We start from the raw sequence: 10485 nt of genomic DNA, 5'->3' as shown, positions 1-10485 counted from the left end.
CGGCGGCCCGCGCCTGCTGCCCGCCCTGGCCGACGCCCTCGCCCCGCTCGAGCCCACCCTCGTCGAGGCCGACTGGTCGGGGGCGGTGAGCGCTGTCCGGCAGCGGCTCTCCCAGCGCGCCCTGGTCGTCCTGCTGACCTCCCTCGAGCCAGCAGCCGTCGAGTCCGGCCTGCTCCCCGTGATCGGTCCGCTCGCGCACGACCACACGGTCGTCCTCGCCTCCGTGGCCGATCCCGAGCTCGCGGCCCTCCGCGCGGGACGGGAGAGCTCCTCGGCGGTCTTCGACGCGGCGGCCGCCGAGCGGGTCGAGCTCGAACGTGCGGCCGTGGGCGTCCGCCTGCGCCAGCGCGGCGTCGAGGTGGTCGACGCCCTGCCCGACGACCTCGCCCCCCGCCTCGCCGACACCTACCTGGCCCTCAAGGCCGCAGGGAGGCTCTGATGGACGACCGTCGGCCCACCATGATGGAACGTCGCCGACGGCGGGCGCGCATCGTCGCGATCGTCGTCGCCCTGGCGTTCGTCGCCACGGCGACCCTCCCGCTGATCGCCTTCGCCGCCCCGCAGGGTGAGGCGGGGCCGGCGCTCGCCGAGGCCTCCGGCCTGGACCCGTGGGTCGTGGGCGTGCTCGGGGTCGCGGCGATCGGCGCGACCGTGGTCATCATCATCCTGCGCATCCGACGTCCTCCCGGCGACTGACCGCCGGGAACACCCGCGTGCAGACGCCGGGCCGAGGAACCTCAGGCCGCGAGCGGGACGGTGGCGGCGTTGTGGTCCTCACGCAGGTCGCCCGTCTCCCCGGCACGCACCGCTCGACGCCCGAGGACCAACGTGTAGGTCCAGTAGGCCGCGAGCACCAGGGCTCCGATGACGATCTTGAGCCACCACGGCAGGGCTGAGGGCGTCACGAACCCCTCGACGAGCCCCGACACGCCCAGGACGCCCACCAGGCCCAGGGCCACCGTGAACAGGGCGCGTCCCTCCTCGGCCAGCGCCCGCGACCGGGGGCGACCGCGTGGGTCGATCAGGGTCCAGAACACCTTGAGGCCCGCGCCGGCGGCCACGAAGATCGCCGTGAGCTCCATGAACCCGTGGGGCAGGATGAGCTGGAAGAAGATGCCCAGGCCGTCGTGCAAAGCCATCACGCCCCCCGCCGAGCCGACCCCGACGGCGTTCTGCACCAGGACGAGCACGGGCCAGACGCCGCTGATGCCGAAGGCGATGCACTGGGCCGCGATCCAGGCGTTGTTCGTCCAGACCTGGGCCGCGAAGCTCTCGCCGGGATAGTTGGAGTAGTAGTTCGCGAACTCCTGGTCGGCATAGGTCTCGAGCTGGCTCGGGGTGCCCATGGCCGCCTGGGCCTCGGGGCTCGAGTAGACGTGCACCCCGGCGACCACCGCGAGGGCGGTGAAGGCCACCATCACACCCACGGTCCACCACCGGACGCGGTAGAACGCAGCAGGCAGGGTCAGCACCAGGAAGCGCTTGGCGTCCGACCACGCGGGCTCGTGCGAGCCCGCGATCGTCGACCGTGCCCGAGCGAGGGTCTCCGAGAGGCGCGAGACCGTGCCGGGGTCGGGGGCGGCAGACCTGACGGTCGACAGATGAGTCGCGACCTCCTGGTAGAGCCGCACCAGCTCGTCGCTCTCGGCACCTGTCAGGCGTCGTCGCCGCGCGAGCTCGTCCAGACGCGCCCAGGTCGGGGCGTGCACGGCGGAGAACGCGTCGAGGTCCACGCCCGGTAGCCTGCCACAGCAGAAGGCCAGCACAGAGAGGGGCGGACGTGTCGGACGAGATCGTCATCGGCGAGGGCGTGGTCCTCGACGCCCGCCCCGCCTCCTTCGCGACGCGCATGGTCGGCGCCGTCCTGGACGTCGCGATCCTCCTCGTCGTGGGCTTCCTCCTGGTGCTCGTCTCCTCCCCCGTGGTCGCCCAGATGGACCAGGCCGCGACGGCGGCGCTGGTGATCACCCTGGTCGTCACGGTGCTGGTCGTGGTCCCCGCGACGGTCGAGACCCTGACCCGAGGACGCTCGGTGGGCAAGCTCGTCATGGGTATCCGGATCGTGCGCGACGACGGCGGGCCCGTCCGCTTCCGGCACGCGGTGGTCCGGGCGCTGACCGGGGTGGGTGAGCTGTGGCTCACCGTCGGCTCGGTCGCGCTGATCACCTCCCTCGTGCACCCTCAGGGCAAGCGGCTCGGCGACCTGCTCGCCGGCACCTACGCCGTCCGGATCCGCGGCGGCCAGGAGGCCCTGCCGCCGGTCATGATGCCCCCCGAGCTCGCCGCCTGGGCGCGGTCGGCCGACATCCGCCGCCTCCCGGACGGGCTCGCGCTCTCGGCCCGTCAGCTCCTGGGGCGGGCGACCACGCTGCACCTCGCCTCGCGGGTGCGTCTGGGCAACGACCTCGCGGGGGAGATCGAGCGGTACGTCGCCCCCGGCCCGCCCCCGGGCACCCACCCCGAGCGGTTCATCTCGGCGGTGCTCGCCGAGAGACGGGACCGCGAGTACGCCCACGCGGTGCGGGTCGCGCGTCAGGTCGAGGCCGAAGGCGCCCTGGTGCACCGGCTGCCGCACGCGGTGCCGGACCCGGTCGACTGACCGGTCGCAGCACTCGTGACCTGGCCCACACCAGGCACGTGCTGGACGATCACCAGCCCTGGTCGAGCACCTAGATACGTCACAGAACAGTAACGATCCAAGAACAGGCAAAGCCCCAGGTCAACGGCGACCTGGCGGCCGGCGCACCCCTCGTGGACCCCCTCTTCACACCGACCCTCGGTTGATCCACGCGGGCATCCGCGACATGGTGGTCGACGGCCCGGTGCTCTGCCCGGGCAGTTCGCAGGCCCCTCCCCCGTGTGGCCTGCTGGGTCGGAACCGTTCCGACACACGACTCACCGCAAGGTCGCGGCCCTGCTGCGGCACGCCGCGGCGCGGGCCGCACCCCAGCCGCCCTGGCGTGGCCGGGCCCCCCGAGCGAGACGAGAGACTAGTGGCAGCACTGCGCGCCGAAGGCGTCTACAAGGTCTTCGGTCGGCGACCGGCCGAGGCCGTCCGCCGACTCCAGGCCGGAGAGAGCCGCGACGAGGTCAAGAACCACGGCACCGCTGCGGTGATCGATGCCAGCTTCGAGGTCGAGGCCGGCGAGACCTTCGTCGTCATGGGCCTGTCCGGCTCGGGCAAGTCGACCCTGATCCGCATGCTCAACGGCCTGCAGCCGCCCACCGCGGGCCGGGTGGTCCTCGGCGACGCGGACCTCTCCACGGTCTCGGCCAAGGAGATGCGCCAGATCCGCCAGAAGCGGGTCTCGATGGTCTTCCAGCACTTCGCCCTGCTGCCGCACCGCACGATCATCGACAACGCCGCGTATCCGCTCGCCCTGCAGGACGTCGACCGCACCGAGCGACGGCGACGTGCGGGGCAGGCCCTCGAGATGGTCGGCCTGGGCGGGTGGGAGGACCACCTTCCCTCGGAGCTCTCGGGCGGCATGCGCCAGCGCGTCGGGTTGGCCCGCGCCCTCGCGGCGGACACCGAGGTGCTGCTCATGGACGAGGCGTTCTCCGCCCTGGACCCGCTGATCCGGCGCGAGATGCAGGAGCAGCTGCTCGAGCTCCAGGAGACCCTCGGCAAGACCATCGTCTTCATCACCCACGACCTCAACGAGGCCATGCACCTCGGGGACCGCATCGCCATGATGCGCGACGGCCGGATCGTGCAGATCGGCACCGCCGAGCAGATCCTCTCCGACCCCGCGAACGACTACGTCGCGCAGTTCGTCGCCGACGTCGACAAGACCCGTGTCCTGACCGCCGGCTCGGTGATGGTGCGGCCCGCGGCCGTCGTCACCTCCGGTGCCGGACCCCGGGTCGCCCTGCACGAGATGCGCGAGGCCCAGGCCTCGGCGGCGTACCTGGTCGACCGCGACCGCACCCTGCGCGGGGTGCTGCGCGACGAGGACGTCGTGGCCGCCCAGCGGGCCGGCACCGAGTCCCTCGTCGAGCTCACCCGTGACGAGGTCACCGCCGTGGACGTCGACGCGCCGCTCTCGGACATCTTCGCCCCTTCGGCCGAGAGCCCCCTCCCGGTGCCCGTGGTGGACGCGCGCGGCCGGCTGGTCGGCGTGATCCCGCGGGTCACCCTCCTCGAGGCGATGGCGCCCAACGACACCGGCGCCGCGGTGGCCCTGCCCGGCGCCGCGTCCCCCGAGGTCGTCGCCGCCCCCAGCCCTGGTTCGACGGACGGAGCAGCCTCGTGAACGACCTCATGTTCCGCATCCCGCTCGGCGAGTGGGCGGCCGATCTCATCGCCTGGCTCACCTCGACCCTCGGGGCGGTCTTCGACGTCATCGGCGACGTGCTCCGCGCCGCCTACGACGGCCTCACCTACGTGCTGGCCGAGCCGCCCTTCTGGGTGGTGGGCCTGGTCCTCGCCGCCCTGGCCCTCCTGGCCCGTCGCAGCTGGCAGCTGCCCGTGGGCAGCGTCCTGGGCTTCGCGATCATCTACGGCGTCGACCAGTGGGACAACGCCATGGCGACCCTCGCGCTGGTTCTCGTCGCCAGCGCCATCGCCATCGCCATCGCCATCCCGATCGGCATCCTGGCGGCGCGCAACGCGACGGTCTCGGCGATCACGCGTCCGATCCTGGACTTCATGCAGACGATGCCCGCGTTCGTCTACCTGCTGCCCGCCGTGATCCTCTTCCGGGTGGGCGTCGTCCCCGGCATGGTCGCCACCGTGATCTTCGCCCTCGCCCCAGGCGTGCGGCTGACCGAGCTGGGCATCAGGCAGGTCGACAGCGAGGTGGTCGAGGCCGGGCACGCCTTCGGCGCGACCCCTCGACGCATCCTGCGCCAGATCCAGCTCCCGCTGGCCCTGCCGACGATCATGGCCGGGGTCAACCAGGTGATCATGCTCTCGCTGTCGATGGTCGTCATCTCCGGCCTGGTCGGCGCGGCCGGCCTGGGCCAGGACGTCGTCCGCTCCCTGCAGAGCGTGAACATCGGCCTCGGCGTCGAAGCCGGTCTCGCGGTGGTCATCCTCGCGATGTATCTCGACCGAGTCACCTCGGCCTTCGGCTCGCGCTCCGCGGTCGAACGCGCCCGGGCCACCACCAAGGCCTGAGCCCCTCCTCCCTGCCCCCCGTCCACGACCGAGCAGGTCTCATCCCCGAGGCCGGCTCACGAGAGGAAACCCATGAGAAACGCACGACGCACCACGACCGCACTGGCCTCGGCCGGTGTGCTCGCCCTGACCCTGACCGCCTGCGCCAGCGACTCCGAGACCACCGAGGAGACCACCGGCGACACCGACGCCGGCGGCGCCGAGCAGAGCGAGCCGATCACCATCGGCGTGCACTCGGGCTGGGAGGAGGGCATCGCCGTCTCCCACCTGTGGAAGCACATCCTCGAGGGCGAGGGCTACGAGGTCGAGATGGAGTCCGCCGACGCGGGCATCGTCTTCACGGGTCTCTCCGAGGGTGACTTCGACGTCAACTTCGACACCTGGCTGCCGCTGACCCACGCCTCCTACATGGAGCAGTACGGCGACAGCCTCGAGGACCTGGGCGCCTGGCTCGACGACGCCCCGCTGACCATCGCGGTCAACGAGGACTCCCCGATCACCTCCCTCGACGAGCTCGCCGAGTACGCCGACGAGTTCGACAACCGCATCGTCGGCATCGAGTCGGGGGCCGGCCTCACGGCCATCACCCAGGACGAGGTCATCCCGACCTACGGCCTGGAGGAGATGGAGTTCCTCGTCTCCTCGACCCCGGCCATGCTCACCGAGCTCCAGGCCGCGACCGATGCCGGCGAGAACATCGTCGTGACGCTGTGGCGCCCGCACTGGGCCTACGACGCCTACCCCATCCGCGACCTCGAGGACCCCGAGAACGCCCTCGGCGACGCGGACAGCATCCACAGCTACGCCCACGAGGACTTCTCGGCCGAGTACCCGCAGGTCGCCGAGTGGATCTCCGGCTTCCGGATGGACTCCGACCAGCTCCACGCCCTCGAGAACATCATGTTCAACGAGATGGAGGGCGAGGACAACGACGCCGCCGTCGAGCAGTGGCTCGAGGAGAACCCCGACTACGTCGACAGCATCGTCTCCGGCTCCTGACCGGGTGCAGCCGCTGAGGCACCGGCGCTGATCCCAGCGCTCGCACTGCACGAAGGGCCCGTCCGCACACCGTGCGGCCGGGCCCTTCGTCATGTCCGACCAGGGGTCAGACCGTGCCCCCCGACGGGTAGGCGTCATCCACGAGCAGGACGGGGATCCCGTCCCGGACCGGGTAGGCCAACGCGCAGGCCTCCCCGAGGCAGACCAGCTCGGCCGCCCCGTCGGGACGGGTGCCGTCGCGCAGCTCGCTGCCGCAGGCCGGGCAGCGCAGGATCTCGCGGACCCAGGGCTCGATCTCGCTCATCTCAGTCCTGCTCCTGACGCACGAGCGCGAGCACGTCGTCGCGGACCTTGACCATGATGTCCTCGTCTGCGGCCTCGACGTTCAGGCGAAGCAACGGCTCGGTGTTGGACGCTCGCAGGTTGAACCACCAGCGCGGGTGGGCGTCCCAGTGCGAGACGGTCAGGCCGTCGAGCTCGTCCACCTCGACGGGGCCGCCACCCTGCTGGGTCACGTACGCCTCGACGACCCGCTCGCGGGCTGCCTCGACGTCCTCGACCCGCGAGTTGATCTCACCGCTCGCGACGTAGGGCTCGTAGGCCTCGGCCAGCATGGACAGCGGCACCGGGGCGCCGTCGTTGCCGCGGGCCTCGCCCAGCGCAGCGAGCACGTGCATCGCGGCGAGCATGCCCGTGTCGGCGTAGAAGAAGTCCCGGAAGTAGTAGTGCGCGCTGTGCTCACCGCCGAAGACGGCCTCGTTCTCCGCCATCTGCGCCTTGATGAACGAGTGGCCCACCCGGGTGCGCACGGTGCGGGCACCGGCGGCCTGGAGCAGGTCGGGCACCACCCGGGAGGTGATCAGGTTGTGGATCACCGTCGAGGATCGTCCCGCGGCCGTCTCTCGGGCCACCTCGCGGAGACCGACGAGCGCGGTGATCGCGGACGGGCTCACGGGCTCCCCCCGCTCGTCGATCACGAAGCAGCGGTCGGCGTCGCCGTCGAAGGCCAGCCCGAGGTCGGCGCCGTGCTCGACCACGGCAGCCTGGAGGTCGCGCAGGTTGGCGGGCTCGAGGGGGTTCGCCTCGTGGTTGGGGAAGGTCCCGTCGAGCTCGAAGTACAGCGGCACGACGTCGAGTCGCAGCGGCTCGAGCCCTGCGGCCGTCCCGAGCACCGCCGGCGCGGTCAGGCCGGCCATGCCGTTGCCGGCGTCGACGACCACCTTGAGCGGGCGGATGCCTCGCAGGTCGACCAGGGTGCGCAGGAAGGTGGCGTACTCGCCGAGCATCTCCCGCTCGCTGACCTCCCCCCGGCTCTCGACCGGTTCGGGCAGGCCGTCGCTCAGGTAGCGGGTCGCGAGGTCGCGGATCGCGTCGAGCCCGGAGCCCTGACCGACCGGACGGGCCCCCGCGTGGCACATCTTGATGCCGTTGTACTCGGCGGGGTTGTGGCTCGCGGTGAACATCGCCCCGGGGATGTCGAGGGCCCCCGACGCGTGGTAGAGGCCGTCGGTCGAGCAGAGCCCGATCTGGACGACGTCCACGCCGCGCTGGGTGAGGCCCGAGGCGAAGGCCTCGACCAGGGGGCCGCCCGACTCCCTCATGTCCTGACCGATCGCGACGCGCGGGCGGGTGGGGACCCCCTCGTCCCGCTCGCGTGCCTCGGCGGCGTCCTTGACCACGATCTCGGCGAAGGCCGTCCCGATCGCGCGGGCGACGTCTGGGCTGAACTCGTCGGGCACCAGGCCCCGGACGTCGTAGGCCTTGATCAGGCGGGACAGGTCAGGGGCCGGCCGAGGGCTGCTGTTGTCAGTCACGTCGAGAAGCCTAGTTGGCCGCGGGGACGAGGCCCGCATCGCGGACGGACCGATGCGCGTCCGCGCCCCGGGACCGTCCGTGGTCCCCGATCATCCTGCGCAGGGCACGCCCGATCAGCGAGGCTTGCGGGCCGAGCGCTCGAGCACCGACGCGATCGGGATCGAGGTCCATCCGCCGGCCTCGTCCTGCGAGAACCAGGCGCGCACCTCGCAGGCATGGCACGAGATGAACGTGACGTCCGTACCGTCGGTGAGCACGAGCGGCAGGCGGGTCAGCACGGTGCTGCCGCACGAGGAGCACGCCTGCAGGACGTCGTCCGAAGCCGTCACGGCTCAGACCCCGTCCCCGCGGAGCACCCTGAGGTGACCACGACGCGCGACCTCGGTGGCGACCGGCTCGGGCAGAACCACCTCGGCGCGGGGCCGCCCGGCCTCACGGACGGCGTCAGCGAGAGCCACGAGGTCATCCGAGCTGGGACCCGTGGGCACGAACTCGGGGGTGAGCCGGACGACCTCCCAGCCGCGCGGTGCGGTCAGCCGTCCGGCGTGCTCGCTGCACAGGTCGTAGGAGTGCGGCTCGGCGAGGTTGGCGAGCGGTCCGAGGACCGCCGTCGAGTCCGAGTAGACATAGGTGAGCGTCGCGACCGCGGGGCGCCCGCAGGCGCTGCGCGAACACTGGCGACCTGATCTCACAACGCCCGAGCCTACCTGCGTACCCCGGCATCGCGAGAGGCACCACGCCGTAGAGTGAGCGCGTGAGCCTCTCCCCCGGCACCGGGGACGCCGCGGCGTCCGGCAGGCCCGGCCCGTTCGCCACCGCACCGGGTCGAGGTCCGCTCGGACCGCGCCGGCGCGATCGTCGCGGTCGAGGCCTGCGCGGACCGGTGCTGCCTCCCGACCTCCCGGGCCACCGCACCCGCGCGGACCGCTTCGACGACCACGTGCTGGCCGCGGTCGAGCGGCTCGAGCGCCGGTGGGGCCCGCAGCTCGAAGGCACCGAGTTCGCCGTCGAGGAGGTCCCGCCGTCCCACCCCGCGCCCTGGGAGCACGGCGGGGTCCCCCTCGGCAGGTACTTCCCCTCCGACGTCGGCATGCCCGCACGCATCCTCGTCTACCGGCGCCCGGTCGAGACCCGCGCCGTGGACGACGCCGACCTCGGCGAGCTGGTGCGCGACGTCGTCGTCGAGCAGGTCGCCCACCTCCTGGCGAAGTCCCCCGAGGAGGTCGACCCGCACTTCCGTGGCTGAGCCGACCTGGCGTCGCGCACTAGGCTGACCCCCGCCTGCCCCCACGCCCGAGGAGCCCCTCATCACTGCCCCCACGTCCGGACGCACGCCCTCGGCCGTGCGCGTCGTCTGCGTCACGTTCAACCCCGGGCCCGAGCTCGAGGACTTCGCCAGCTCGTTGAGCTCCGGGAGCAGCGCCGCGGTCGAGCTCGTGCTGGTCGACAACGGCATGGAGCACGAGCTGGTGGACCGGGTGGTCCAGGAGCACGGCGCGGTCCTCGTGCGCGACGGCGCCAACCACGGCTACGGCGGCGCGGCGAACCGCGGCAGCCGGGGCGCGAGCCAGCCGTGGATCGTCGTAGCCAACCCGGACATCGTCTGGCACCCCGGTGCCCTGGACCTGCTTCTCGAGGCCGGAGAGCGACACCCGGAGGCCGGAGCCCTGGGCCCCACCCTGCTCAACACCGACGGCACGCGCTACCCCTCGTCCAGGGCCTTCCCCTCGTTGGTGCAGGGGGTCGGGCACGCCCTGCTGGGGAAGGTGTGGCCCAGCAACCCCTTCACCGCGGGCTACCGGCACGACCACCAGGAGCCCCGGGGCGACGAGGGCCCCACCGGGTGGCTCTCCGGGGCCTGCCTCCTGCTGCGTCGTGAGGCCTTCGAGGAGGTCCAGGGGTTCGACGAGTCCTACTTCATGTTCTTCGAGGACCTCGACCTCGCCGAGCGCCTGCTGGCCGCAGGATGGTCGAGCATCCACGTCCCCGCCGCGGTGACCACCCACGTGGGCGGCACCTCGTGGCGCGCTCGGCCAGAAACCATGATCCGCGCGCACCACCGCAGCGCGGCGCTCTACCTCTCCCGGCGCTACTCGGCCTGGTACCAGGCTCCGGTCCGTGCGGTGCTGCGCGTGGGCCTGCTGGCGCGGCAGACGGTCGAGCTCCGCGCGGCTCGCGGCTAGCGGAGCCGCACCCCGACCTCAGGGCGAGCGGGCTCGGGCGCGACCGGCACGAGGACCGAGACCATGTCACCAGCGTCCTCCTCCACGGTGAGGACCGCGCCCCACACGACCCGCGGGTCCTCGGTCCGCAGGACGAGCCCGGCGACCTCCCCGTCGACCTCCTCGGTCAGGTCCTGCGCGGTGAGCGTGGTCGTCGTCGCCTCGTCGAGGCTCAGCTCCTGCGCACCCAGCACGGTGCCGTCGGCGCCCACCAGCTCGAGCACCGCCGCGGCCCTGCCCTCGGCCTCGACGTCCACGACGGCGCCGGGGACCACGGCGAGGGTCACGGTGGGCTCGGGCCCCTCGGGCAGGGCGAGGCTCCCGGCC

General features: G+C 72.4%; 13 protein-coding genes and 1 pseudogene. 8 read left to right on the top strand and 6 right to left on the bottom strand.

The window, feature by feature from the left end; all coding sequences use genetic code 11:
- Positions 1–439, top strand: a pseudogene (locus L0B03_RS08820) (DUF58 domain-containing protein); the annotation flags it as partial.
- Positions 439–696, top strand: coding sequence for a hypothetical protein (locus tag L0B03_RS08815; RefSeq protein ID WP_250445440.1), 258 nt, complete (start codon positions 439–441; stop codon positions 694–696). The pseudogene L0B03_RS08820 and the gene L0B03_RS08815, both read left to right, overlap by 1 nt.
- Positions 697–737: 41 nt before the next feature.
- Here the strand turns inward: L0B03_RS08815 and L0B03_RS08810 are convergent, their stop codons facing one another.
- Positions 738–1733, bottom strand: coding sequence for a stage II sporulation protein M (locus L0B03_RS08810; protein WP_250445439.1), 996 nt, complete (start codon positions 1731–1733; stop codon positions 738–740).
- Positions 1734–1780: 47 nt separating this feature from the next.
- On the opposite strand from L0B03_RS08810, the gene L0B03_RS08805 reads away from it, so the two are divergent.
- The 4 genes from L0B03_RS08805 (at position 1781) to L0B03_RS08790 (ending at position 6121) form a co-directional block, all read left to right on the top strand.
- Entirely contained in the window at positions 1781–2599 is an 819-nt protein-coding gene (locus L0B03_RS08805; protein ID WP_250445438.1) for an RDD family protein, read from the top strand.
- Positions 2600–2993: 394 nt separating this feature from the next.
- On the top strand, positions 2994–4256 hold the full coding sequence (locus L0B03_RS08800; RefSeq protein WP_250445437.1) for a glycine betaine/L-proline ABC transporter ATP-binding protein: 1263 nt from the start codon (positions 2994–2996) through the stop codon (positions 4254–4256).
- Positions 4253–5122: an ABC transporter permease subunit gene (locus tag L0B03_RS08795; RefSeq protein WP_250445436.1), complete on the top strand. Its 870-nt coding sequence runs from the start codon at positions 4253–4255 to the stop codon at positions 5120–5122. Before L0B03_RS08800 ends, L0B03_RS08795 begins: the two co-directional genes overlap by 4 nt.
- Positions 5123–5194: 72 nt before the next feature.
- Complete coding sequence (locus L0B03_RS08790; protein ID WP_250445435.1) at positions 5195–6121, top strand: glycine betaine ABC transporter substrate-binding protein; 927 nt, start codon at positions 5195–5197, stop codon at positions 6119–6121.
- A gap of 106 nt (positions 6122–6227) precedes the next feature.
- On the opposite strand, the gene L0B03_RS08785 is transcribed toward L0B03_RS08790, so the two are convergent.
- From L0B03_RS08785 to L0B03_RS08770, 4 genes are all read right to left on the bottom strand, one after another.
- Positions 6228–6425: a Trm112 family protein gene (locus L0B03_RS08785; RefSeq protein WP_250445434.1), complete on the bottom strand. Its 198-nt coding sequence runs from the start codon at positions 6423–6425 to the stop codon at positions 6228–6230.
- 1 nt (position 6426) lies between these two features.
- Positions 6427–7935: a phosphomannomutase/phosphoglucomutase gene (locus L0B03_RS08780; RefSeq protein ID WP_250445433.1), complete on the bottom strand. Its 1509-nt coding sequence runs from the start codon at positions 7933–7935 to the stop codon at positions 6427–6429.
- 114 nt (positions 7936–8049) lie between these two features.
- Positions 8050–8265 carry a hypothetical protein gene (locus tag L0B03_RS08775; RefSeq protein WP_250445432.1) on the bottom strand — a complete coding sequence of 72 codons (216 nt, stop codon included), beginning with the start codon at positions 8263–8265 and terminating at the stop codon, positions 8050–8052.
- A 3-nt stretch (positions 8266–8268) separates the two neighbouring features.
- Positions 8269–8628 carry a DUF3499 domain-containing protein gene (locus L0B03_RS08770; protein ID WP_250445431.1) on the bottom strand — a complete coding sequence of 120 codons (360 nt, stop codon included), beginning with the start codon at positions 8626–8628 and terminating at the stop codon, positions 8269–8271.
- A 62-nt stretch (positions 8629–8690) separates the two neighbouring features.
- Between L0B03_RS08770 and L0B03_RS08765 the strand changes: the two genes are divergently transcribed.
- Positions 8691–9182 carry a metallopeptidase family protein gene (locus tag L0B03_RS08765; RefSeq protein ID WP_250445430.1) on the top strand — a complete coding sequence of 164 codons (492 nt, stop codon included), beginning with the start codon at positions 8691–8693 and terminating at the stop codon, positions 9180–9182.
- Between the two features lie 97 nt (positions 9183–9279).
- Entirely contained in the window at positions 9280–10119 is an 840-nt protein-coding gene (locus L0B03_RS08760; protein ID WP_250445429.1) for a glycosyltransferase family 2 protein, read from the top strand.
- On the opposite strand, the gene L0B03_RS08755 is transcribed toward L0B03_RS08760, so the two are convergent.
- On the bottom strand, positions 10116–10485 hold a 370-nt coding region (locus tag L0B03_RS08755), incomplete at its 5' end, for a hypothetical protein (RefSeq protein WP_250445428.1). The genes L0B03_RS08760 and L0B03_RS08755 overlap by 4 nt on opposite strands.

The sequence above is a fragment of the Actinotalea sp. C106 genome (assembly GCF_023630195.1).
Taxonomy (GTDB): domain Bacteria; phylum Actinomycetota; class Actinomycetes; order Actinomycetales; family Cellulomonadaceae; genus Actinotalea.
This window is presented reverse-complemented; position numbering and strand designations above follow the sequence as displayed.

What these genes read in the sequence shown, in the direction of transcription:
- L0B03_RS08815 (WP_250445440.1), top strand. Translation starts at nt 439, where the DNA reads ATGGACGACCGTCGGCCCACCATGATGGAACGTCGCCGACGGCGGGCG.
- L0B03_RS08790 (WP_250445435.1), top strand. Translation starts at nt 5,195, where the DNA reads ATGAGAAACGCACGACGCACCACGACCGCACTGGCCTCGGCCGGTGTG.
- L0B03_RS08785 (WP_250445434.1), bottom strand. Translation starts at nt 6,425, where the DNA reads ATGAGCGAGATCGAGCCCTGGGTCCGCGAGATCCTGCGCTGCCCGGCC.